This is a genomic window from Hoeflea ulvae (genome assembly GCF_026619435.1).
Lineage (GTDB): Bacteria > Pseudomonadota > Alphaproteobacteria > Rhizobiales > Rhizobiaceae > Hoeflea > Hoeflea ulvae.
In genome coordinates this window covers 4,822,944-4,845,495 of the sequence record NZ_JAOVZQ010000001.1, presented here as the reverse complement: position 1 = coordinate 4,845,495, position 22,552 = coordinate 4,822,944, and the positions used below count along the sequence as shown (strand labels likewise).

Annotated in this window: 22 protein-coding genes and 1 pseudogene; 17 read left to right on the top strand and 6 right to left on the bottom strand. The window is 61.4% G+C overall.

Annotated elements, in window-relative coordinates:
- Positions 1–31 precede the first annotated feature (31 nt).
- From OEG82_RS22980 to OEG82_RS22965, 4 genes and pseudogenes are all read left to right on the top strand, one after another.
- Complete coding sequence (locus OEG82_RS22980; RefSeq protein WP_324288990.1) at positions 32–1,540, top strand: sulfatase; 1,509 nt, start codon at positions 32–34, stop codon at positions 1,538–1,540.
- A pseudogene (locus OEG82_RS22975) lies at positions 1,537–2,490 on the top strand (DUF4432 family protein); the annotation flags it as partial. The gene OEG82_RS22980 and the pseudogene OEG82_RS22975, both read left to right, overlap by 4 nt.
- Before the next feature lie 67 nt (positions 2,491–2,557).
- A complete protein-coding gene (locus OEG82_RS22970) occupies positions 2,558–3,625 on the top strand; it encodes an ABC transporter ATP-binding protein (RefSeq protein WP_267614684.1) in 1,068 nt (355 codons plus the stop codon).
- A gap of 98 nt (positions 3,626–3,723) precedes the next feature.
- On the top strand, positions 3,724–3,870 hold the full coding sequence (locus tag OEG82_RS22965; RefSeq protein ID WP_267614683.1) for a hypothetical protein: 147 nt from the start codon (positions 3,724–3,726) through the stop codon (positions 3,868–3,870).
- Positions 3,871–3,935: 65 nt separating this feature from the next.
- On the opposite strand, the gene OEG82_RS22960 is transcribed toward OEG82_RS22965, so the two are convergent.
- The 4 genes from OEG82_RS22960 to OEG82_RS22945 all read right to left on the bottom strand — a co-directional run bounded on the left by OEG82_RS22960 (position 3,936) and on the right by OEG82_RS22945 (position 7,016).
- Positions 3,936–4,373, bottom strand: a complete 438-nt coding sequence (locus OEG82_RS22960; protein WP_267614682.1) for a hypothetical protein — start codon at positions 4,371–4,373, stop codon at positions 3,936–3,938.
- Positions 4,374–4,499: 126 nt separating this feature from the next.
- Entirely contained in the window at positions 4,500–5,240 is a 741-nt protein-coding gene (locus OEG82_RS22955; protein WP_267614681.1) for a hypothetical protein, read from the bottom strand.
- On the bottom strand, positions 5,230–6,150 hold the full coding sequence (locus OEG82_RS22950; RefSeq protein ID WP_267614680.1) for a CsgG/HfaB family protein: 921 nt from the start codon (positions 6,148–6,150) through the stop codon (positions 5,230–5,232). Before OEG82_RS22950 ends, OEG82_RS22955 begins: the two co-directional genes overlap by 11 nt.
- A 245-nt stretch (positions 6,151–6,395) precedes the next feature.
- Complete coding sequence (locus OEG82_RS22945; RefSeq protein ID WP_267614679.1) at positions 6,396–7,016, bottom strand: response regulator; 621 nt, start codon at positions 7,014–7,016, stop codon at positions 6,396–6,398.
- 118 nt (positions 7,017–7,134) lie between these two features.
- Between OEG82_RS22945 and OEG82_RS22940 the strand changes: the two genes are divergently transcribed.
- The 7 genes from OEG82_RS22940 to OEG82_RS22910 all read left to right on the top strand — a co-directional run bounded on the left by OEG82_RS22940 (position 7,135) and on the right by OEG82_RS22910 (position 16,142).
- Positions 7,135–7,716, top strand: a complete 582-nt coding sequence (locus OEG82_RS22940) for a putative pterin-binding protein (protein WP_267614678.1) — start codon at positions 7,135–7,137, stop codon at positions 7,714–7,716.
- Positions 7,717–7,812: 96 nt separating this feature from the next.
- Positions 7,813–10,332, top strand: a complete 2,520-nt coding sequence (locus tag OEG82_RS22935; RefSeq protein WP_267614677.1) for a hybrid sensor histidine kinase/response regulator — start codon at positions 7,813–7,815, stop codon at positions 10,330–10,332.
- A 414-nt stretch (positions 10,333–10,746) separates the two neighbouring features.
- A complete protein-coding gene (gene ftsH, locus OEG82_RS22930) occupies positions 10,747–12,600 on the top strand; it encodes an ATP-dependent zinc metalloprotease FtsH (protein WP_267614676.1) in 1,854 nt (617 codons plus the stop codon).
- A 193-nt stretch (positions 12,601–12,793) separates the two neighbouring features.
- Positions 12,794–13,138 (top strand): DUF4286 family protein, encoded by a 345-nt coding sequence (locus OEG82_RS22925; RefSeq protein ID WP_267614675.1) that lies wholly within the window; start codon positions 12,794–12,796, stop codon positions 13,136–13,138.
- 79 nt (positions 13,139–13,217) lie between these two features.
- Complete coding sequence (locus tag OEG82_RS22920) at positions 13,218–13,967, top strand: electron transfer flavoprotein subunit beta/FixA family protein (RefSeq protein WP_267614674.1); 750 nt, start codon at positions 13,218–13,220, stop codon at positions 13,965–13,967.
- Between the two features lie 23 nt (positions 13,968–13,990).
- On the top strand, positions 13,991–14,920 hold the full coding sequence (locus OEG82_RS22915) for an electron transfer flavoprotein subunit alpha/FixB family protein (RefSeq protein ID WP_267614673.1): 930 nt from the start codon (positions 13,991–13,993) through the stop codon (positions 14,918–14,920).
- 1 nt (position 14,921) lies between these two features.
- Positions 14,922–16,142: a CaiB/BaiF CoA transferase family protein gene (locus OEG82_RS22910; protein ID WP_267614672.1), complete on the top strand. Its 1,221-nt coding sequence runs from the start codon at positions 14,922–14,924 to the stop codon at positions 16,140–16,142.
- 51 nt (positions 16,143–16,193) lie between these two features.
- Here OEG82_RS22910 and OEG82_RS22905 read toward each other — a convergent pair whose 3' ends face one another.
- Positions 16,194–16,505, bottom strand: coding sequence for an NIPSNAP family protein (locus OEG82_RS22905; protein ID WP_267614670.1), 312 nt, complete (start codon positions 16,503–16,505; stop codon positions 16,194–16,196).
- A gap of 178 nt (positions 16,506–16,683) precedes the next feature.
- Between OEG82_RS22905 and OEG82_RS22900 the strand changes: the two genes are divergently transcribed.
- A complete protein-coding gene (locus tag OEG82_RS22900; protein WP_267614669.1) occupies positions 16,684–17,820 on the top strand; it encodes an acyl-CoA dehydrogenase family protein in 1,137 nt (378 codons plus the stop codon).
- Positions 17,821–17,836: 16 nt separating this feature from the next.
- On the opposite strand, the gene OEG82_RS22895 is transcribed toward OEG82_RS22900, so the two are convergent.
- Positions 17,837–18,721 (bottom strand): NmrA family NAD(P)-binding protein, encoded by an 885-nt coding sequence (locus OEG82_RS22895; protein WP_267614667.1) that lies wholly within the window; start codon positions 18,719–18,721, stop codon positions 17,837–17,839.
- A gap of 98 nt (positions 18,722–18,819) precedes the next feature.
- On the opposite strand from OEG82_RS22895, the gene OEG82_RS22890 reads away from it, so the two are divergent.
- From OEG82_RS22890 to OEG82_RS22870, 5 genes are all read left to right on the top strand, one after another.
- A complete protein-coding gene (locus tag OEG82_RS22890; RefSeq protein ID WP_267614666.1) occupies positions 18,820–19,749 on the top strand; it encodes a DMT family transporter in 930 nt (309 codons plus the stop codon).
- A 145-nt stretch (positions 19,750–19,894) separates the two neighbouring features.
- Complete coding sequence (locus tag OEG82_RS22885) at positions 19,895–20,650, top strand: SDR family NAD(P)-dependent oxidoreductase (protein ID WP_267614665.1); 756 nt, start codon at positions 19,895–19,897, stop codon at positions 20,648–20,650.
- A 112-nt stretch (positions 20,651–20,762) separates the two neighbouring features.
- Complete coding sequence (locus OEG82_RS22880; RefSeq protein ID WP_267614664.1) at positions 20,763–21,674, top strand: SDR family NAD(P)-dependent oxidoreductase; 912 nt, start codon at positions 20,763–20,765, stop codon at positions 21,672–21,674.
- Between the two features lie 2 nt (positions 21,675–21,676).
- Positions 21,677–22,102, top strand: a complete 426-nt coding sequence (locus tag OEG82_RS22875; protein ID WP_267614663.1) for a MaoC family dehydratase — start codon at positions 21,677–21,679, stop codon at positions 22,100–22,102.
- Positions 22,102–22,551 (top strand): MaoC family dehydratase, encoded by a 450-nt coding sequence (locus OEG82_RS22870; protein WP_267614662.1) that lies wholly within the window; start codon positions 22,102–22,104, stop codon positions 22,549–22,551. Before OEG82_RS22875 ends, OEG82_RS22870 begins: the two co-directional genes overlap by 1 nt.
- The last annotated feature ends 1 nt before the right edge of the window (position 22,552 follow it).

The window sequence follows — 22,552 nt, the reverse complement described above, 5'->3', positions numbered from 1 at the left end:
GCTGCCATGAAAACCGTATTCGTCCTGTTCGATCTCGCTCAACCGCCACCTGCTGTCGCCCTATGGCGGGACGCGGGTCCCGACGCCCAATTTCGACCGGCTGGCCCGCCGCTCGGTTACGTTCGACCGGCACTATGTCGGTTCCATGCCCTGCATGCCGGCGCGTCGGGACATGCTGACGGGACGGCTCAATTTCCTGCACCGCAGCTGGGGGCCGATGGAACCTTTCGACAATGCGTTTCCGGAAATCCTGGCGCGCGGCGGCACCTATTCGCATCTGGTCACCGACCACTTCCATTACTGGGAGGACGGCGGCGCCACCTATCACAACCGCTATGACAGCTATGATTTCATCCGTGGCCAGGAGGGAGATCCGTGGAAGGCCATGGTGCAGCCGCACTGGGAACGGCTGAAGGAAAAGTACCACGAGGCGCAGTTCTCGACCAAGCGCAGGGACTACAAGTCCCAAAACGTCATCAACCGGGAGTTCATCAAGGAAGACAAGGACTTTCCCTCGGTTCAGGTGTTTGACGCGGGCCTGGCGTTTCTTGACGAGAATGCCACCGCCGAGGACTGGCTGCTGCAGATTGAGACCTTCGATCCGCACGAGCCGTTCCACGCGCCGGCGAGCTTCAAGGAAGCTTTCGACACCGGCTGGGACGGTCCGATCCGCGACTGGCCGCGCTATGGCCGGGTCGACGAATTGCCGGAGGAATGCGAGGAGCTGCGCGCCAATTACTATGCCACCGTCGCGCTTTGCGATGCGCTGCTTGGCAAGCTGCTCGATGCCTTTGACCGTCACGATCTGTGGAAGGACACGGCGCTGGTGGTGACCACCGATCACGGTTTCCTGCTCGGCGAACATGATTTCTGGGCGAAGAACCGGATGAACATCTATGAGGAGATCGCCCATATTCCGCTGTTCGTGCATGATCCTCGGCGTGCGGACGCCGCAGGCAGCCGCTGTACGGCGCTCACCCAGACCGCTGATCTTGCCGCCACCTTCCTCGATCTGCATGGCGCATCACGCCCTGCCGAGATGCAGTCGCAATCGCTGCTGCCGCTGATTGACGGCGAGGCTTCCAGCCACAGTGCCGTGCTCTACGGATACTTCGGCGGCGCGGTGAACATCACCGACGGTCACCATACCTATCACCGCTACCCGCCGGATCTGAAGAGCCAGGAAATCTACCAGTACACGCTGATGCCGACCCACATCTTCGATTTCTTCCATCCCGCCGAACTGGCAAAGGCCGAGCTCGAACCAGCAATGCCTTTCACCAAGGGCGCGCCGCTTCTCAAGGTGCCGGTCGATCACCGTTCGGCGATGTATGACACCTATGGCCCCGGCGCCTTCATCGAGAACGAAACCAGGCTTTATGATCTGTCGACCGATCCCGGACAGGAAAACCCGATCCAGAATGCCGAGGTCGAAGAGCGGATGTGCCGGCTGATGGCGGAGATGATGCACAATCTCGATGCCCCCGCCGAAGCCTTCGAACGGCTGTCGCTTGATCCTTATCTGGCGGCCGCGAAATGACATCGCATGCGGCCATTCCCGAACGCCGGCTGCTCGCCGATTATACCGGCGACCGGCGCCAGCTGGCATCGGTGCGGCGTATCAGGCTCGATGACGGCCCCGAGCAGGGACAGCGGGCCCTGGCCTTTTCCACCGGTGGAGGGCTTGATTTCTGGGTGCTGAGCGACCGCTCGATGGACATTGGCCCTCTTTGGTTTGGGGGCATGCCCATCGCCTGGCAGCATCCCAACGGCTACATTGCGCCTGGCCGCCATGACCCTGAAAGCGATGGTGGAACCGGCATCGAGCGGGCGTTGTCGGGTTTTCTGGTCACCTGCGGGCTCAGCCACACCCGTCAGCCCCGCAACGGGCAACCGCTGCACGGGCGGCTGCCGCTCACGCCCGCAAGATTGATCGCGTGCGGCGAAAACTGGGATGCCGCAGTCCCGGTGCTGTATGCCGAGGGCGAAATGGTCTGCGCGCATCTCAGCGGCGAAAGCTTTCGGCTGACCCGGCGCATCGAGGCGCCGATCGGGCGACGCAGCCTGGCGATCATCGACCGGGTGGAAAATATCGGCATGACCGAGCAGGAAATGCAGATCCTCTATCACACCAATTTCGGTTTTCCCGCCGTTGGCCATGGCACCACCGTGCGCCACAACGGCGTCGATCGCCTGACGGCACAATTGCCCGTGCCCGGCGCCGGTTGCTGCAAACCGCAGGTCCAGTGCCACCCGTCCGGCGACGATCCCACCTTCCGTCTCGAACTCGAGCGCGGCGCCAGCGGTCCGTGGCGCGGCCTGCATGTGTCGATGACCGGACCCAGCGCCGCGCTGCCCTTCGTGCAGCTGTGGAGTGACCCGCGGCCAAAGCGCAATATTCTGGCTCTCGAGCCCGCCAGTTCCGGCAGGGCCAGCGATGGCACCAGCCTTGCCGGCCCGATGCTCGAACCCAATGCCTCATGGCAGGCGCGGCTCGATTTCAACTTCAGTCACCCTGCCGCGTCGGGCAGGCAACCCCCCGGATGGAGGCCTGATCATGGCAACAGTGGAACTCAAGGGACTGGGAAAATCCTTCGGTACGGTCAACGTCATCCAGGGCGTCGACCTCAAGGTCGAGGAAGGCGAGTTCGTCGTGCTTGTCGGGCCATCAGGCTGCGGCAAGTCCACATTGCTCAGGATGATTGCCGGCCTGGAACCGATCTCGCGCGGCGAATTGCTGATCGACGGCAGGGCAGTCAACGATGTTGCCGCCCGTGATCGCGGCATCGCCATGGTGTTCCAGTCCTATGCGCTCTACCCGCACATGACGAGCGCCGAGAACATGGCCTTCTCACTGCGCCTGGCGGGAGAAAGCAAGGAGGTGCAGGCCGAGAAGGTCGCACGTGCGTCCGATGTGCTTGGCCTGTCGGACCTGCTGGGCCGCTATCCGCGCGAACTCTCCGGCGGTCAGCGCCAGCGGGTCGCCATGGGCCGGGCGCTGGTGCGCGAGCCATCGGTGTTTCTGTTCGACGAGCCGCTGTCCAATCTCGACGCCAAATTGCGGGTCAAGATGCGCAGCGAACTGAAGGAGCTGCATCAGAGGCTGAAGACGACCACCATCTATGTCACCCATGACCAGATCGAGGCGATGACGCTGGCCGACCGCATTGTCGTGCTCAAGGACGGGCGCATCGAGCAGATGGGCACACCGCTCGAACTCTATGACCGGCCGCGCAACGTCTTCGTCGGATCCTTCCTTGGTTCGCCCGCGATGAATTTCCTCGGAGCCGAAATCCGCGCCGGAGATCCGGGCTTCGCCATCCTGGGTGATGGTGACCGGATCGTGATTCCCTCCGACCTGCAGAGCGGCGACGTCCGCATCGGGATACGGCCCGAGGATTTCGACGTGGCCCAGGCGCCGGGGCCTGGCAGTTTCAAGGCCCAGGTGGCAGTGGTGGAGCCGACCGGTGCCCAGACCGAGGTCCTGCTGCGCAAGCAGGCCGAGGAGCTGACGGTCACCTTCCCGCATCGGCTGAGCGTCCGTCCTGGCGACATGATGCATCTCACCCCCAAGGCCGGCCAGGTGCATGTCTTCGACCGCAGCACCGAAAAACGGCTTGGATGAGAAGCTGGATCAGCCTGGATACGACGCGCGTGGCGGAGCCAGCCGGAGATGAGGATGTCCACGGGCGGTGACGGTCCGGTGGCGTGGGAGACATCGACATGCCTGAAACCATGGCCCTGGCCAGCGAGACACGTGACGGACTCTGGTGCAATGATGCTGTCATCTACCGGCCTTTCCGGGATGACGTCATGCTGCCATTGACCGAGACACCCTCAAGAGCACATGAGCAGTTGACGCTGAACTGACTGCCGGCCCGGTTTTCTTCCGCCACCGGCAGCCTTGAAGAAGGCAAGTAGCGCGATCGCTGGGGCTACTCCCAGGCGGTCTCCGTGGGGCTGGCGGATTCGAACGCTTCGTCAAAAATGCTGGTCTCCGCGGTCGCCTCACCTGAATTGTCCTGGTGGTTTTCGGTCATGACCAGACCTTCAGCGCCGTCTCCCAGGGTCAACTCTATCTGCTGCCAGTTGCCAACCGCGGTGGTGTTGTTGTTGATGATGACGGTGCCGCCGAGGGCGCCGGCAATGGCCGCTGCGCCGTTGCCATTGTTCGCCGCCGCGCGGTTGTCGCGGGCATATTGATAGGCGAAGGCCGTTTCGCGGTTGCGGTCGGGAAAATCCCACGGATGCGGCCCGCGCAGGGATTCCCGGCCTCCCGCGACAGCACCAGTGGTCAGGGGGACGATGACCAGCACCGCGGTTGCGGAAAGCCAGAGGAGCTTTTTGGCACATACATGGCTGGGGTTTTGCATCGGTTCGTCCTTGATTGGTGCAGCCGCATCGGCTGTGTCGTTGGAAAAGGGGAGAGGCGGGGCTGCGAGGGGGTGGAGGCGGCCCCGCCTCTCGGCCGGTCCGGGGGCGCCCGGACCGGAATGGGCTCAGGGCAGAAGCGGCACGACCGGGTCAACGACCGGGCCTTCAGCCTGCTGGACATCGACACTGAAATTGTTTCCGACCGCGGTGGCTGCTGATTTGACCGACTGGCTTTCGCTGCCGCTGAGCAGTGACAGGCCGGTGATGCTGACGGTTTCCGCCGAGGACATTGCCGAGACATCGGCCAGGGTCGACTGGACATTGTTGCCGATGGCGATCGCGTCATCGGTGGTGACATAATCCAGATTGACGGTCAGGCTGTTGGCAACCGCCATGGCAGAGGTGTCGACCATGGCATTGGTGACGTTGGTCACAGAGGAATCGGCGTTGACGGAACCGGCGGTGTCGGGATCCAGGCCCGCGAAGATCTGGCTGGAATCATAGTTGATCTGGACCGCCGAATTGATGCTGGCGCTGTTGCCCATCGACTGTGCGTCGCTCTCGATCATCGTCGTGTCGGACGGGACCACCGGATCGAGCACTGCGAGATCCGGCAGGGAACCGAATTCATCGATGGTGCTGCCCGAGGAAATGGTGCCACGCATCTCCTGTTCATTTTCGGCTTGGTTAAGGCCGGTCGGTTCCAGTTCTGTGGTCACCGTCGTCGATGTCTCGACAGTGGTGACGACATCTGCATTCCAGATCCAGTTGACTTCATCGAAGGCCTGCGCAGCAGTACCCATGGTTGCCATGATGGCGATTGCGCCGCAGCCGGCGGCCAGTGTCTTGCAAAGTTCACGCGTCATTCTTCTTCTCCTTGGATTGAGCCGTTTCATGAGTGTCCATTCCCGGTTCGCAGTGCTTGTCCTTGACTGCTGGAAAACCGAGGCCTTCGGTGAGGATCTGGTAGGTTGCCAGTTCCACGACCGATCGAACGCCAAGCTGCAGAGGCTCGTTCTTGACTGCGCCGGCGTCGAATTCGATGAGTTGGTCGCCAAAGAAGCGATAGATTCCGGCTTCGACTTCGTAGCCGATGACCTGCTTCTGAAGGCTGGTGACGTAGAGTGTGCGGAAGCTTCGGACATCAACGAGCCGAAGATCCAAGCCGACATTGATGACGGCCTTTCTGACGCCGGCACCCGAGCCGGCGACGAACAAGCGGGCACCACCGCTCGAGATGTTGTAATTGAGTTCCGTCAGCGCTCCGAGCACGACGAAATTGGCCGGTACAACATTCATCCGGCTGACGCGGGACGAAATGGCCTTTGACTGAACCAGCTGCTGCTCGGCGAGCGGCACGCGAATGTCGAGACGTTCGGTCAGGGTGACCTGTCGCGTCTTGAAGAAGGCGCTGATGACCATCTCCGACACGCCTTGCGTCAGTTCCGAGCTGTCCTGGTACTTGGCGTAGTCCTTCTGGCCGGTCTTGTCGCTGATGTGCCCGACTGTCAGCGATGGCCTCTTTTTTGTTTTGGTCGCCGCCATGCGGGTCAGACATGCCGTATAGGGCGTGTTGTTGGTGTGGACCGGAGAGCCGTGCAGCGGCGTCACATGCGACGAAGCGGAGTAGGCGGTCTGACACCCGGCCAGGGCCGGCGCCAAGGCGGCGATCATCATCAGAGGCCTGGCAAGGCGGCCAAGCTTCGCCGGGCTGTCTGGCCCGTTAAACTTGCCGGTGCCGCCAGCCGGACAGGCTGTCGAATAAGACTGCAACATTTCATTTCCCTCATCGTTGCCGGAAGCAGGCCGGGGGCCGTTCCGCGATCTCGATGAAGGTGTTAAAGCTGGTTCACAGATGAAATGGCAGCGCGCAAAGGTCTAGTTTGTAGCCAGCAAGCCTAGTGCAATTTCTTTCGGAGAGATGTTCAGGACAAGGGAGCCGGTTGGGCTAACCTTTTGTATAGGCGCTACATCTTTTACAGCACGCCTGCGGCCCGCCTTCGCAGGGCAGGGGGCCGGATTCAGCCGTCGAGTAGCGACATGTCGCGCGCCAGCATGGCGGCGTGGGTGCGGTTCCTGGCATTGAGCTTCCGGGTCAGCGTCTTGACATGCAGCTTGACGGTGACCTCCTGAAGGTCGAGCCGGATGCCGATTTCCTTGTTGGACAGTCCGTCACAAAGCCCGCCCAGCACCTCGAGCTCACGCCGGGTCAGTCCCAGCGCCCTGGCGGTCTCCGGCAGCTCATCGGTCGCGGTCATGAAATCGGCGGGAAGGAACGTTTCGCCGGCCAGCATGAAGCGGACAGCGTTGACAAGCGACCGGGCTTTCATGGTTTTGGGTACAAACCCCCTGGCGCCGGCATCAAGCGCCTTTTGGGCGATCGTCCGGTTGGCCACACCTGACAGAAGCGCCACGGGTGTTGCGGGCACGGTGCGCAGAACCCTTGAAAGTCCGGCGAGTTCATTCATTCCCGGCATCTGGTAATCGAGCAGGATCAGGTCGAATGGATCCGACTTGGCCAGGATGGCAATCACGTCATCAATGCTGGAGGCATGCGCGACGCTGTATTGGGCCTCACGTTCGAGAACTTCCCCCACCATTTCCCGTACAAGGTCATGGTCATCGGCAATCAAAATCCGCATGCGATCTGCTCCGCTCAATGTCGGAGTTATAGGGTGACTTTGTTAATTTACCAGCAATGCCTATACGAAAGGGTAGTTCTTGCTCCAATGCGCCCGTGCACAGACCGGCGGAACAGCTATGCTGAAGACTACGCGATATGGTGCAGCACGCGTACTGCGCGCAAGCAAGATGGAGTCTCATGCCATGAACAGATTGACGGCCCTTTCGATTGGTGCGGCGCTGGCGGCATTCACAGCCATAACAAATGCCGGCTCGACGGAAATGAAGTCGCCCGGCGGCGAGCCTGTCTTGACCGTAAGCGGCGACATCGGGACTGGCAATGCAGACGGGACGGCCGCGTTCGACATGGAGATGCTGAAGGCTCTCCCGGCCACAACTTTCTCCACCAGCACGATCTGGACGGAAGGCGTCCGGCAGTTCACCGGTGTGCAACTGAGTGACCTGATCGAGGCCGTAGACGCGGACGGATCCACGCTCAAGGCAACTGCCATCAATGATTACGCCGTCGAGATACCCTTCACCGATGCCGTGGATGGCGGGCCGATCATTGCCTATGAGATCGATGGCAAGGAAATGTCGGTACGGGAAAAAGGGCCGTTGTGGATTGTCTATCCCTACGATGCGAATGGCAAATACCGGTCCGAGACTGTCTATTCCCGCAGCATCTGGCAATTGAACGCGGTCGAGGTGCAGCCATAAATGTCGTTTGCGCGTGGGGCAGAGACCGCAACTGAAATTCGAACGCCGGCCTGGATCAGAAATCTCGGATTCCGGTCGCTGACTGCCGGAGCGGCAGTGATCCTGCTGCTTTTGTCCTATTTTGCCTTGCAGGTACGCAGCGAACTCAAGCTGCTCGAAAGTTCTCCGCGCGACAATCTTCACTGGACCCTCTCGCAGCTTGAAGTCGATTTGCTGGTCTTTGTCGTCGAAGGCGACAAGGCCGGCAGGACCGGCAAGGACGCCTTGCCAGGCCTTCGGCGGAGATTCGACACTCTCTACAGCCGGGTTGATACCCTGGCCAACGGCAAATTCTTCCGGTCCTTGCCCGTCGACAGCGGAATTCGCGGGCGCGTCACGGCGATCATGACAAAGCTCGACGACACCATTCCCGCCATCGACGGGAATGACACGGAACTGCTCGCCAGCCTGCCTGCCATGCTGGAAGATTTCCGAGGTCTGCAGCCTCTGGTGCGCGAGATCTCCCTGGAGGGGGTCAATCGCTTTGCCGAACAATCGGACGTCAGCAGGAAGGCGTTTTCCCTGCTGATTGTCCAGACTGCGGTCGCGGGGGTGATCCTCATCGCCGCTCTGGCCGCGTCATTTTACCTCTTGTTCCGGCAGTACCGAATATCGGTCCGCAAGTCTGATGAAATTGTCCTGGCCAATGACAGGCTCAAACATACCATTGATGCTTCGCTGGATCCGATCATTGTCACCGACGAAAACCTGCAGATCGTCGAGTACAATCCGGCTGCTGTGCGCGTGTTCGGCGTTACCCGGGAGCAGGCGATCGGGAGCCGGTTCATGGAGCTCCTGATGGCCGATGACCTCACGGACGAGGAACGCTCAGCCGTCATCGGCCTGTTGCGCGCCGAGGACGAGACCGCACGTCTGGAGGCGCGCGGAACCAAGGCCGATGACACAAATTTTCCGATCGAGATTTCCGTGGGAACCGCCGCTGGCGGTGCGGGAACCATACATATTGCCTATATCCGGGACATCTCACACCGTATTGAAGCCGGTAACGCCATCATTGCCGCCCGGGACAAGGCACTTGCCGCCGACAAGGCCAAATCGGACTTCCTCACGGTCATGAGCCACGAGATGCGTACGCCTCTCAACGGGGTGATGGGGATCATGCAGATCCTCCAGGACAGCGAACTCTCGCCCGATCAGAGGCAATTGATCAATCTGGCGGAAAAATCGGGTGAAACATTGTTGCGCCATGTCAATGACGTGCTGGACATTGCCCGGATCGAGGCCGGCACGCTGCACTTTACCGAGGAGGAGCTTGATCTGCGGGCGCTGGTTCAGGAGGTGGTCGATCTCAATCTCCCGGAAGCCGCGGGCAAAGGCACCTCGATCCAGACCGATTTCGACCTGCGCAGCGATCTTCGCCTCGCTGGCGATCCTGTGCGCATTCGCCAGATCGTGCTCAATCTTGTCGGCAATGCCGTCAAGTTTTGCGATGCGGGCGCCATCGTGGTCAGCGCTGTCGAGGTGCAGCGATCGCAAACGCAGGCGCATATCCAGCTTTGTGTCACCGATAGCGGCATCGGCATCGCCCATGAGGACCAGGCCAATATCTTTGACGACTTTGTAACACTGGACCCTTCCTTCAAGCGGTCCGTGATGGGGACCGGCCTGGGGCTCGGCATTACCCGCCGTGTAGCCGAAGCGATGGGGGGAAGCATAAAGCTCAGCAGTTCGCCCGGAAAAGGAAGCCGCTTTACCGTGGATCTGCCGCTCGGCATCAAGGCAGAGGCCGAGCGTCCAGTGGTCGCGAACGAGAAGGGGCTTGCCCCTGTCATGGCTGGACGGGAGTTTGATGTTCTGGTCATCGAGGACAACGAAACCAACAGGCTGATTGTCAGCCGCATGTTGGCAACAGAAGGCTGCAGGGTCAGCGAAGTTGCCAATGGCGAGGACGGCGTCAGGCTGGCCGCCGAGCACAGGTTCGATCTGATCCTGATGGATGTGAGCATGCCCGGCATGGACGGAACCGAGGCCTGTGCGGCGATCCGCAATTCCTCGGGACAGTCCTGCACCACGCCGATTGTCGGGCTTACCGCGCACACGGCGTTCACTGACAAGGCGGTTCATGCGGCTGCCGGGTTTGATGATTGCATGGTCAAACCGCTACGCCGTTCGAACCTTGTCCAGGTGCTGCAGCTGTTCCTGTCCGGCCGAGATGCGGGAGCGATGGCGCCGGTTGGCCAGAGCGGACCGCTCGATGCAGTAGAAGACGACCTTGTCGACACGGAAATCCTCGGAGAACTGATGGAGATCCTGCCGCCGGAAAGCCTGAGCGAACGGATCGATGTGTTCGCGCGCGAACTGGAAACCGGCATGAAGGGCTTCGCGGCCAGCGTTGCCGCCGGCGAAAGACGCGCTGCCGCCGAGATTGCCCATCGCCTGCTCGGCACGGCTTCCTTTCTCGGCGCGCTTGCGCTTGAGCGGCTGCTTCGCGACATCGAGACGGCAAGCCAAACCGAAAGTCACGCCGCGCTGCTCACCCGATGCACGATGATCGAACAGACTTCGTCGGCGACGCTGTCTTCGCTGCGGCGGCTGATCGGCGGAAACGGCCAGTGATGTTGTGCAGCTTGCCCGGATAGTCCCGCAGCGTGTTCCGGAAACCGCGTTGCAGAACGGTGCCGATCCGCGGAAATTTTATCCTGACCATCATGGGCGTCACAACAGGGCGCTCATTGCCTTTGAAGCAAGGGACAGGGTGGCCGTGCTGTTGCGAGGACGCAGACCGGTGGTGTTCCGTTTCTGCGGGATATCCGGTGGCAGGCCGGGCAGAAATTTCAGGGAGATGACAGGCGAATTGATGGAGGTCAATTTCGGGCGGGAGATCAGCGGGTAGGGTCACGCTGCGGCAGAAAGGTGCTTCAGGTCTGGGGGACACGCTCCCATATCGTCTTGCCAAAATTCTGCCGATTTTACCCAAGCGCCCGGGCATGGTGAATCCTGTCCAGCCGGGAACTCCATAAAGTTGTGATCATGGAAAAGCAGAAACAAAGGCAGTTCAACTGGACATTCTGGATCATCGCAGCGCTGCTGTGGATGAGCCTGCAGGTCTGGATTGGATCGCGCAGTGTCGAGACCCTGCAATATAGCGAGTTCCTGACCTATCTCGACAATGGCGATATTGCTGAACTGACCGTGACCGAGACGATGGTGCAAGGCCGGTTCAAGCAGGCGACCGACGGCAAGGAATATTTTGTCGCCTACCGGGTCGATCCGGAGCTTGCCGACACGCTGGAGCAGAAGGACGTCGTCTTTACCGGCGGCACCGATCAGAACTGGCTCACGAACCTGATTTCCTGGGTCGCTCCGGTCCTGCTGTTCTTCGGGATCTGGATGCTGTTCATGCGCCGCATGACCGGCGGCGGAAACGGAATGGGCGGCCTGGTCAACATCGGCAAATCCAAGGCGAAGGTCTATCTTGAAACCAAGACCGGTGTCACCTTCGATGATGTCGCCGGCGTTGATGAAGCCAAGGGCGAGTTGCAGGAAATTGTGTCCTTCCTCAAGGACAAGGACAAATATGGCCGTCTCGGCGCGCATATTCCGAAAGGGATCCTGCTGGTTGGTCCGCCCGGTACCGGCAAGACGCTGCTCGCGCGTGCCGTTGCGGGCGAGGCGGGCGTGCCGTTCTTCTCGATCTCGGGCTCGGAATTCGTCGAGATGTTTGTCGGCGTCGGTGCTGCGCGGGTGCGCGATCTGTTCGAGCAGGCCCGCAAGGCTTCGCCCTGCATCATCTTCATCGACGAGCTGGATGCGCTTGGCCGCGCCCGCTCGGGCATGTCGGGCTACGGCGGCGGAGACGAAAAAGAGCAGACCCTGAACCAGTTGCTGTCGGAACTCGACGGTTTCGATCCGAGGGTCGGCATCGTTCTGCTGGCGGCCACCAACCGCCCGGAGGTGCTCGACGCAGCACTGCTGCGGGCCGGCAGGTTTGATCGCCAGATCGTCGTCGACCGGCCGGAACGCAAGGGCCGCGCCGCCATCCTCAAGGTTCATGTGAAAAGCGTCAATCTGTCGGACGATGTCGATCTGGACCAGGTCGCGGCGATCACGACCGGGTTTACCGGCGCGGATCTCGCCAATCTGGTCAATGAAGCGGCCATTGTCGCCACCCGGCGTGACGGCGACAAAGTGACCATGGCCGATTTTACCGCCGCGGTGGAGCGCATCGTGGCCGGTGTCGAACGCAAGTCGCGGGTGCTGGGCACGGCGGAGCGCACGCGTGTCGCCCATCACGAAATGGGTCATGCGCTGGCCGCTGCAAATGTTGCCCATGCCGATCCGGTGCACAAGGTGTCGATCATTCCGCGTTCGATCGGCGCGCTGGGCTACACGATGCAGCGTCCCACCGAAGACCGGTTCCTGATCACCTTCTCCGAATTGAAGGACCGCATGGTGGTGTTGATGGCGGGCCGCGCCGCCGAGGATCTGGTGTTTGAGGAGATCTCCACCGGCGCATCCGACGACCTGGCCAAGGCCACCGATATTGCGCGGGAATGCGTGACACGCTTCGGAATGACATCTGCGGTCGGCCAGGCCGTTCTGGAAGACAAGCAGGGCAAGTTTCTGGATCAGAACGCCTTCGGAGTGACGGCGAAGGATTATTCTGAAGCGACCGCCCGCGAGGTCGATCTCGCCGTGCGCCAGTTGATCGACGATGCCTATCAGCAGGCCAAGGCAATCCTGACCGCCCACATGTCCGACCTGACAGCAGGCGCGCGGATGTTGCTGGAAAACGAAACCATCACGCCCGAAGAATTCAGCCCGATCGCCCGCGCCAGGCCCGCCGAAGCCGATCCGGCTGTTTCGGCGCCTGTCGGTCCCTGAGGGTTCGTGATCGCGGTCTGCGCGGTCAATGCCAGCTTCCTGTGTCCCGTGCTGACGGCGATAATCCCCTCGAAGACCGCCGCCCGGCGCGGGCGAGAATGCCGCGGTTCAAATTCCGCTTGCTCTCAAATCGAACAATTGTTAGAAAATTAAGGCAATGGCCGGTGCCTGCACCGCTCCAACGGAGGATGACATGGGAAAATACAATCTGATTGCGCTCACCAACCCGATTGACGGGCGGGATGACGAGTTCAACGACTGGTACACGAATGAGCATCTTGATGATGTGCTCAAGCTTCCGGGAATGGTGGCAGCGCAGCGGTTCTGTCTCAACGATGTCCAGCATCGCAAGGGTCCGCTGGAATGGAAATACATGGCGGTCTACGAAATCGAGATCGACGATATTTCCGAGACGCTCGGCGCGCTTGCCGCGGCAAGCGGTACCGACGCGATGAAGCTGTCACCGGCGCTGTCAGACCAGAGAATGGTCTGGATCTACAAGCCGATCACCGAGCGGGTCGAGCGGCCGGCGTCCTGAGCTGTTCACGCATCCTTGCCAACGCCGCCGGTAGCGTCCTGCGTGGCGTTGGTCATCCATTTTACGGAAAGGCAATCCGATGAAAATTCTCGTGCCGGTCAAGCGCGTCGTCGACTACAACGTCAAGATCCGGGTCAAATCCGATGGCAGCGGCGTCGATCTTGCCAATGTGAAGATGTCGATGAACCCCTTTGATGAAATCGCCATCGAGGAAGCCCTGCGTCTGCGCGAAGCCGGCAAGGCCACCGAAGTCATCGCCGTGTCGATCGGGCCGGCCAAGGCCGAGGAAACCTTGCGCACGGCTCTCGCCATGGGCGCCGACCGGGCGATCCTGGTCGAGGCCGACGGCATCGTCGAGCCGCTCGCTGTTGCCAAGATCCTCAAGGGCATCGTCGGCGAGGAAAATCCGGACCTGGTGATCCTGGGCAAGCAGGCGATCGATGACGACGCCAACCAGACCGGCCAGATGCTCTCGGCACTGCTCGGCTGGAGCCAGGCCACATTCGCTTCCAAGGTCGAGATCGGCGACGGCTCTGCCGACGTCACCCGCGAGGTCGATGGCGGGTTGCAGACCATTTCGGTCAAGCTGCCGGCCATCGTCACCACCGATCTGCGCCTCAACGAGCCGCGCTACGCTTCACTGCCCAACATCATGAAGGCCAAGAAGAAGCCGCTCGACAAGAAGAGTGTTGCCGATTACGGCGTCGACATCGCGCCGCGGCTCGAAGTCATCAAGACCGAGGAGCCGGGCGGCCGCAAGGCCGGCGTCAAGGTCGGCTCGGTGGCCGAACTCGTCGACAAGCTCAAGAACGAAGCAGGCGTGCTGTAAGCGCGGGAAAGGAAGATCCTACCATGACCATTCTCATTATTGCCGAACACGACCACGTCTCGCTGTCCGACCAGACCGCCAAGGCCGTCAGCGCCGCCACCCAGATCGGCGGCGACATCCATGTCCTGGTTGCCGGCAAGGACGCCAAACCAGCCGCCGATGCGGCCGCCGTGCTCGACGGTGTCACCAAGGTGCTGCACGCCGAAGGCGACGAATATGCCAACCGGCTGGCCGAACCGCTGGCAGCGCTCGCCGTCTCGCTTGCAGATGGCTACGACACGCTGATGGCGCCTGCCACCACATCCGGCAAGAACGTCATGCCGCGCATTGCGGCGCTTCTCGATGTCATGCAGATCTCCGACATCATCGAAGTGATCGCGCCTGACACCTTCAAGCGTCCGATCTATGCCGGCAATGCGCTGCAGACGGTGAAATCGACCGATGCCAAGCGGGTCATCACGGTTCGCACGGCGTCCTTCTCGGCAGCCGGCGAAGGCGGCTCGGCTACGGTCGAGACCACAGCCTCGGCCGGCGATCCGGGTCTGTCGTCCTTCGTCAAGGATGCGATTGCCGAAAGCGATCGTCCGGAACTGACCTCGGCCAAGATCATCATCTCCGGTGGCCGTGCACTTGGTTCGTCGGAAAAGTTCCAGAGCGTCATCCTGCCGGTGGCCGACAAGCTCGGTGCTGCGGTCGGCGCCTCGCGTGCGGCTGTCGATGCAGGCTATGCACCCAATGACTGGCAGGTCGGGCAGACCGGCAAGGTGGTGGCCCCCGATCTCTACATTGCCTGCGGGATTTCCGGCGCCATCCAGCACCTGGCCGGCATGAAGGATTCCAAGGTCATCGTCGCCATCAACAAGGACGAGGAAGCCCCGATCTTCCAGGTCGCCGACTACGGACTGGTCGCCGACCTGTTCGAGGCATTGCCCGAATTCGAAAAGGCGCTTTGAGATGAGCGAGAGCCATGGCGCGCTTGCCGGATTGAAGGTCATCGACCTGACTCAGATGCTGGCCGGTCCCTATTGCACCATGCTGCTGGCGGACCAGGGGGCGGATGTCATCAAGATCGAGCCGATCAACGGAGATCCGACCCGCGCCTTCGGGCCGTTTCGCGCCGATGATGCGGAGCATCATTATGGCGGCTATTTCCAGAGCACCAACCGCAACAAGAAAAGCATCGCCATCGATCTCAAGAGCGAGGAAGGCAAGAAATTGTTCCGGCGGCTGGCGCGTGATGCCGACGTGGTGGCGGAGAATTTTCGCGCCGGCGTGATGGACCGTCTCGGCATCGGCTATGAAACGCTGGCGGCGGATAACCCGAAGCTGGTCTATGCGGCGATCCGCGGCTTTGGCGATCCGCGCACCGGCGCGAGCCCCTATGTCGACCGGCCCGCCTTTGACGTGGTGGCCCAGGCCATGGGCGGCGCCATGGGCGTGACCGGCCCCGACGCGCAGACACCGATGAAGATCGGTCCCGGGGTGGGCGATATTTTCCCAGCGGCTCTCACCGCCTTCGGCATCATGGCGGCGCTGCGCCATGCCGAGAAGACCGGGCAGGGCCAGTTCGTCGATGTCGCCATGTATGACGGCATTGTCGCCATGTGCGAACGCATCATCTACCAGCAATCCTACACCGGCCGGTCGCCGGTTCCGGAGGGCAATCAGCACCCGATCCTGTGTCCGTTCGGCACGTTTACGGCAGCGGATGGCCAGGTCACGGTGGGCTGTCCGCGCGATTCCTTCTGGAAGGAGCTCACCGCCATCATGGGGCGGCCCGAGCTGGGCGACGATCCGAAATTCGCCACCAACAATGCGCGCCTTGTCCATTCGGCCGAGACGATTGCGCTGGTGGAGGGCTGGACCAGCGCCAGAACCAAGGCCGAGATTGCACTGGCGCTTGACGGCAAGGTGCCGTTCGGACCGGTCAACACGGCGGAAGATATTTTCGCCGATCCGCATATGGCTGCACGGCAGATGCTGGTCGATGTCGAGCATCCGGGATCGTCAAAACCGGTGACCATCGCCTCGACCCCGGTGCGCATGACACTGACCCCCGGCGGCGTGCAGCATCGGGCGCCGCTGACCGGCGAAAACACCTCCGGCGTGCTGGAAGCCGCGGGCTTGTCAAAGGACGAGATCGCAGATCTGCGACAGCGCAGCATCATCGCCTGACAGGGATACGACCAGATCCGTCAGGCGACGGGTCTGGTTCCGTTGGCGGTGTTACCGGATCGGGGAGAAACCGGTCGGCTTCATGATCATGGATTCCATTTTCTGGATGAAGCCGGTGGTCTTGGGGCCGAATGCGATCCATTCCGGTTCGGCGTATAGCCTGGCGCGCAGTTCCTCGCGCTCGGCCATGTCCTTGTAGCCCCACATGGTGATGACCTGATTGAGCGGGCCGATATCGGATATGAAATAGCCGAGCATGTTGAGATGCTTGGTATGCAGGGCCAGGCCTTCCGCCTCATAGAGCGCCAGGAATTCCTGGGTCTTGCCCGGATGCAGGGTATAGGTACGCTTTTCGATGATCACTGGCTTGTCTCCCAAATAGTGCGAACGCAGGTGGTTATAGCCGGCAGTCTAGTGGCGAAACCACCTCGCGTCGAATAAAATCAAACGAGCGTTAGAAAAAACTTACACCTGCCGTGCGGTTGCTGTAGGATGCGGCCGAGCAATATGGATTGCACAGACAGAGCCGATGGAGAGCAGCATGGTGGAGCGGACCCTATTTTCTGAAGAGCACGACATGTTCCGGGAGTCGGTCCGGCGGTTTTTCGAGCGCGAGCTGGCCCCCCATCACCCGCAATGGGAAAAGGACGGCCAGGTGCCGCGCTGGGCCTGGACCAAGGCCGGCGAACTCGGATTTCTCTGCGCTGCGATTCCGGAGGAATGGGGCGGCGTCGGCGCCGACCGGCGCTATTCGATCATCCTCATGGAGGAACAGTACCGGCTCAACCTGTCCGGCCTCGGCTTTGCGCTCCATTCCGATATCGTCGCGCCCTATATTCACCATTACGGTACCTCCGAGCAGAAGCTCGCCTGGTTGCCGAAGATGACCAGCGGCGAATGCATCGCCGGCATTGCCATGACCGAACCGGGCGGCGGCTCGGATCTGCAGGCGATCAAGACCACGGCCGTGCGCGACGGCGACGACTATGTAATCTCGGGCCAGAAGACCTTCATCACCAATGGCCAGACCGCCGACATGTTTCTGGTGGCCTGCAAGACCGACCGGTCGGAAGGCGCACGCGGCATCAGCCTGATTGCGGTGGAAGCGGACCGTCCGGGGTTTGAACGTGGCAGGCGGCTCGAGAAGCTCGGCACCAAGGCGCAGGATACCTCGGAGCTGTTTTTCAACGAAGTGCGCGTGCCGGCAACCAATCTGATCGGCGAGGAGGGCAAGGGTTTTGCCTATATGATGCAGGAGCTGGCATGGGAGCGGATGCATGTCGGCATCCAGGCGGTGTCGTGCTGCGAGGCGGCGCTGGAATGGACCATCGAATACACCCGCGACCGCAAGGCCTTCGGCAAGTCGATCATCGATTTCCAGAATTCGCGCTTCAAGCTGGCCGAAATGAAGACCGAGATCCAGGTCGGCCGCATCTTTCTCGACCGTTGCCTCGAGCTGGTGCTCGAGAACAAGCTCGACGCCACCACGGCGGCGATGGTCAAGCTCTGGACCAGCGAGATGCAGGGCAAGGTGCTCGACGAGTTGCTGCAGCTGCATGGCGGCTACGGTTTCATGTGGGAATACCCGATCACCCGCGCCTATGCCGATGCACGGGTCCAGCGGATCTATGCCGGCACCAACGAGATCATGAAGGAACTGATCGGGCGGACCCTGTAGCCTGGGTTCCGCCGTATCAGCTGCGCGCGGGAAGTGAACCCAGCCGCCTGGCGGCGAAATCGCGCCAGGTCACCGGCGCACGTCCGGTGATGCGGGCAACATCGTCAAACACCGCATCGGCCAGCGGCTGCGGTGCGGCTTCTAACGCTGCAACACCCTCGGCCAGTCCTGCCGCATAGGCGGGCTCCATGCCCTGTTTCAGAAGCAGCGGCAGAAGATCGGCTGCGGGCCGCGGACGGTATTGTGCCGGCGCTCCGGTCACTTCCGACAGCAAGTTTGCGAGGTCGGGAAAGCTCAAGGCCTCCGTGGCCAGACAATAGGTCTGGCCTGAATGATCTGAAGGGGATCTGAGTGCCTGGGCAGCAACGGCCGCCATGTCGTCGGACGAAATCCACGAGACCTTTCTGTCGCCGATAAAGTGCACCAGCCGGTCGGGCCGATGCATGAATCCGTTCCAGACCGTGTCCATGAAGAAATTCGGCCGCAGATGCGTCCAGTCGAACCCCATCGCCTCGATCGTCCGCTCGATCACCTGGTGCCAGGCGAAATGCGCATGCGTGGTGTCGTCCGGTGCCAGCGCGCCGAGATGGACGATGTGCCGGACGCCGGCTGTTTTGGCAGCATCAAGCAGGCGCTTGGAATGGACGATCATGTCGACGCTGTAGCCCGTTGACAGGAACACCGCGTCGACGCCCTCAAGGGCGGGCAGGAGGGTTTCGGGACGGTCGAAGTCGAATTCGACCGGGCTCTGGTCCCGTTCCAGCAGTTTCAGGGCTGCCCGGTCGCTGCGGGCTGCGCCGAGCAGTTCGATCCGGCCCTCGGGCGCGTCCTGCGACAGCTCGCGCATCAGCGCACCTCCGACGGTTCCGGTGGCGCCGGTGACAAGAATGCGACGTCCCATGATCTGCTCTCCTCACGCCGCCGGGCAACCGCCGGCTTGACATTGCACTAAAATCTAACGGATGTTCAAAATATAGACCGAACCGGCGAGCGATGTCCATGAATGAAATATCAGTTACCCGTACAGCCCCCGGGCTGACGGAATATGCCCTGCTGCTTGCCCTCGGACTGACCTGGGGAACCTCCTATCTGTTCACCAAGGTGGCGGTGGGCGAGGTCGCGCCGTTCACGCTTGTCGCGGTCAGGACCGTGATGGCCGCCGGCTTGCTGATGGCGTTGGTGGGATTGCAGCACCGCTCCCTGAAACTCTCTTTGCGTGACCTTGCCGCCTTTGCGCTGGTCGGACTGGTGAGCAATGCCTTGCCGCTGTCGCTGATCTCACTGTCGGCCTCCTATGTCGACAGTTCGGTGGTTGCCACCAGCATGGCGCTGGTGCCGTTGATCACCATGTGCCTGACCATGCTCAATGGCGAGTATCCGACCCGCCGCGCGGTTCTGGGCATTGTCATAGGCCTGGCGGGAATCGGGATCCTGTTTGGTCCTTCGGCCTTCCTGAGCTTTGGCGACAGCGCCAAGGGCGCGCTATGCGCGCTCGGGGCATCGGTGGTGTTTTCTTGCTCGCTGATTGCCATGGGGCTGGTGCGCCATCACGGATCGATGCGCGTGGCGGCGTTCTCGCTCGTCGCCGCCGCATTCTGGTCTGTGCTGATGGCCCTGGTCTTCGAAGGTGTGCCCTCGGCGCTGCCCAGCCATACGGTGATGGGGGCGGTGGTGGTGCTGGCTGTGCTGAACACCGCTTGCGCCAGCCTGCTGCTCTTCGCCCTGGTGCCGAGGGCAGGGGCGTCATTCACCTCGATCAACAATTACCTGGTGCCGGTGATCGCGCTGGTCTGCGGTGCGATCTTCCTGGGCGAAGCGCTGACACTGCAGAAGATCTGCGGTGTCGCCGTGGTTCTGGTCGGCATCGCGGTGTCGACATTCCGGCGGGGGCCGGCGATTGCGCAGCAGCGGACGCCGCCGCCGGCATGAAAATGCATCTGGTGAAAAATCTGTGCTTGTGCTGTTTTCGAACAAGTGTTAGTTTTTTCATGAAGGCCGGATAATGCAGCCGGTCAAGGATGGTCACGCCGGATATATTCGGCAGTGCCATCAGGGAAAACGGGAGGAGGCGGCCATGCGTCGTATGGAAGGCAAGCTTGCGGTGGTAACGGGTGCTGCCAATGGCATCGGGCGTGCGAGCGCCCTGCGTTTTGCGAGCGAGGGCGCCAATCTGGCGATTCTGGATCGCGAGGATGAGGGCTTGGCAGTGACCGCCGAAAAGGCGCGTGCCATGGGCGCAGAGGTGCTGACAATCACTGCCGATTGTACCGATGAGGATGTGGTTGTCGCTGCGTTCAAGCGGATCTACGCCGAGGCCGGATTTGTCGATGTGCTGATGAACAATGTCGGCCAGAGCGCTCGCGAACGGGCGTCCGAATTCTATCAGTCCAGTTCCGAAGTCTGGCGCTTTGTGCTCGACGTGTCGCTGGTCTCGACGCTGCTTTCGTCGCGTCAGGTGGTGCCGGCGATGCGCGAGGCCGGCAAGGGCAAGATCGTCAATGTGGCGTCCAATGCGGGGCTCGCGGGCGAAGTCGGCATCAGCGAATATGCGGCGGCGAAAATGGGCGTGATCGGTTTCACCCGTTCGCTGGCACGTGAGCTGGCTCCGTTCAAGGTCAATGTCAATGCCGTCTGCCCAGGGGTGACCAAGACCCGCGTGCTGGAGCAGATCTCGGACGAATTCCTCGACAAGATCCGCAGTTCCATCCCTCTGGGCTTCTTTGCCGAGCCCGAAGACATTGCGGCTGCCGCGGCGTTCCTGGCCAGTGACGATTCCCGTTACATGACCGGCCAATCGGTGGTCGTCGACGGCGGACGCTGGATGGTCTGACGCCGGACAGGGCGCCTGGCCGTCGAGATTGACGGTCGGGCGACTGCTCGCTATCAAGAAACCAAACAATTGTTAGAATATTGCGACAGACAGTAAAAAGGTGCGAAAACCCATGACACGCATGTTGGAAGACAAGGTAGCTCTGATCACCGGCGCCGGACGCGGTATCGGCCGTGAGATGGCTTTGATGATGGCAGCGCACGGCGCCAAGATCGTCGTCAATGATCCCGGCGTTTCCTTGAAGGGTGAAGACGAGGCAGAAGACCCGGCGATCGAGGTGGTCAGCGAGATCAAGGCTGCGGGCGGCGAGGCTGTTGCCGATCTGGGCAGCGTTTCGGATGCCGAAGATGCGCGCGCCATGGTCGGACGCGCGGTTGATACCTTCGGCAAGATCGACATCGTCGTCAACAATGCCGGCATTCTGCGTGACGTCATCTTTCACAAGATGTCGGATGACGACTGGAACTCGGTGCTGCAGGTGCATCTGTATGGCAGCTACAATGTCAGCCGCGCCGCCGCCGAACATTTCCGCAAGCAGGAAAGCGGCACCTTCGTGCACATGACCTCGACCTCGGGTCTGGTCGGCAATCCGGGGCAGGCCAATTATTCCGCGGCGAAAATGGGCATTATCGGGCTGTCAAAGTCGATCGCGCTCGACATGGCGCGCTTCAATGTGCGCTCCAATTGCATCTCGCCCTTTGCCTGGAGCCGCATGGTGGGATCGATCCCGAACACGCCCGACCAGGAAGAACGGCTCAAGGGTCTGAAGATGCTGACCCCGGACAAGATCGCGCCGGTTGCCGTGTTCCTGGCCAGCGATGATTCACGGGACGTCAATGGCCAGATCTTCGCCGTGCGCGGCAATGAAGTGTTCCTGATGAGCCAGCCGCGTCCGCTGCGGTCGGTTCACCGCTCGGAAGGCTGGACACCGGAAACCCTGCGCGACCACATGCTGCCGACCCTGAAGACGTCGTTCATTCCGCTCGAGATGTCGCGCGACGTATTCTCCTGGACCCCGGTCTGATCATGACTGCCTATCGGCGCTATTCCGAGATCGAGGTGGGGGATCGGTTCCCCCGCGAGCCCTTGTCCTTCACCGTGACGGGCGAGACAGTCGAAGCGTTTCTCGAGGCCACGGGCAATCCCGGTGATCGGTATGCCGTCACCAGTGAAGACGGTACGCAGCGGGCGCCTTCGATGATCGCGTCGGTCTATCTGATCGATCTTCTCAAGGCCCGCGCAAGCCCTCCGGGCGGCATTCACGCCAAGCAATCGATCCGCTTTCACCGGGCAGTCAATGTCGGCGAAGCGCTTCAGCTGCAGGCCAGCATTGTCGAGAAATATGTTCGCAAGGAACGAAACTACGCCGTTTCCGAGTTCGAGGCGCGCGGACGCGACGGCGACCTCGTTGCCAGCGGCGTGATTACCTCGATCTGGGGGCAGGATCTGTGATGTCGGGCAAGATGAACCAAACCGGGGTGATGCCCTGTTTCCGGCCCGGCTTTGTCCTGCCGGTGTTCGAACGGCACGTCACCCAGTCCGTGATCGATGCCTATGCCAGGGCATCGGGTGATTTCAATCCGATCCATGTCGATCCCGACTATGCCGGCAAGGGACCCTTCGGCCGCACCATCGCCCATGGCCTGATGACGCTGGCCTATGCGGCCCAGATGCTCAACGACTGGAGCGTTGGCGGGTTCGATGAAACAGGCGAGATCGAGGTCGCCTTTGTCGGGCCGGTTTTCGCCGACGATCACATCGAAATGAGCGGCACCGTCGAGGATCTGGTCACGCGTAACGGCAGGCTTGCTGCGCGATGCACCCTCGTGTGCCGCTGCGGCGAGCGCAAAATTCTGGCTGGGACCGTCTACCAGCCTGTCGAAAATGAAAAGGTAAGCTGAG

Excerpts from the sequence above, each read along its gene's own strand:
- OEG82_RS22955 (WP_267614681.1), bottom strand. The coding sequence starts at position 5,240 with ATGACGCGTGAACTTTGCAAGACACTGGCCGCCGGCTGCGGCGCAATC.
- OEG82_RS22900 (WP_267614669.1), top strand. The coding sequence starts at position 16,684 with ATGGTGGAGCGGACCCTATTTTCTGAAGAGCACGACATGTTCCGGGAG.
- OEG82_RS22950 (WP_267614680.1), bottom strand. The coding sequence starts at position 6,150 with ATGTTGCAGTCTTATTCGACAGCCTGTCCGGCTGGCGGCACCGGCAAG.
- OEG82_RS22880 (WP_267614664.1), top strand. The coding sequence starts at position 20,763 with ATGACACGCATGTTGGAAGACAAGGTAGCTCTGATCACCGGCGCCGGA.
- OEG82_RS22895 (WP_267614667.1), bottom strand. The coding sequence starts at position 18,721 with ATGGGACGTCGCATTCTTGTCACCGGCGCCACCGGAACCGTCGGAGGT.
- OEG82_RS22925 (WP_267614675.1), top strand. The coding sequence starts at position 12,794 with ATGGGAAAATACAATCTGATTGCGCTCACCAACCCGATTGACGGGCGG.
- OEG82_RS22890 (WP_267614666.1), top strand. The coding sequence starts at position 18,820 with ATGAATGAAATATCAGTTACCCGTACAGCCCCCGGGCTGACGGAATAT.
- OEG82_RS22940 (WP_267614678.1), top strand. The coding sequence starts at position 7,135 with ATGCTGAAGACTACGCGATATGGTGCAGCACGCGTACTGCGCGCAAGC.
- OEG82_RS22920 (WP_267614674.1), top strand. The coding sequence starts at position 13,218 with ATGAAAATTCTCGTGCCGGTCAAGCGCGTCGTCGACTACAACGTCAAG.
- OEG82_RS22910 (WP_267614672.1), top strand. The coding sequence starts at position 14,922 with ATGAGCGAGAGCCATGGCGCGCTTGCCGGATTGAAGGTCATCGACCTG.
- OEG82_RS22870 (WP_267614662.1), top strand. The coding sequence starts at position 22,102 with ATGTCGGGCAAGATGAACCAAACCGGGGTGATGCCCTGTTTCCGGCCC.
- ftsH (WP_267614676.1), top strand. The coding sequence starts at position 10,747 with ATGGAAAAGCAGAAACAAAGGCAGTTCAACTGGACATTCTGGATCATC.
- OEG82_RS22885 (WP_267614665.1), top strand. The coding sequence starts at position 19,895 with ATGCGTCGTATGGAAGGCAAGCTTGCGGTGGTAACGGGTGCTGCCAAT.
- OEG82_RS22970 (WP_267614684.1), top strand. The coding sequence starts at position 2,558 with ATGGCAACAGTGGAACTCAAGGGACTGGGAAAATCCTTCGGTACGGTC.
- OEG82_RS22960 (WP_267614682.1), bottom strand. The coding sequence starts at position 4,373 with ATGCAAAACCCCAGCCATGTATGTGCCAAAAAGCTCCTCTGGCTTTCC.
- OEG82_RS22915 (WP_267614673.1), top strand. The coding sequence starts at position 13,991 with ATGACCATTCTCATTATTGCCGAACACGACCACGTCTCGCTGTCCGAC.
- OEG82_RS22875 (WP_267614663.1), top strand. The coding sequence starts at position 21,677 with ATGACTGCCTATCGGCGCTATTCCGAGATCGAGGTGGGGGATCGGTTC.
- OEG82_RS22945 (WP_267614679.1), bottom strand. The coding sequence starts at position 7,016 with ATGCGGATTTTGATTGCCGATGACCATGACCTTGTACGGGAAATGGTG.
- OEG82_RS22965 (WP_267614683.1), top strand. The coding sequence starts at position 3,724 with ATGCCTGAAACCATGGCCCTGGCCAGCGAGACACGTGACGGACTCTGG.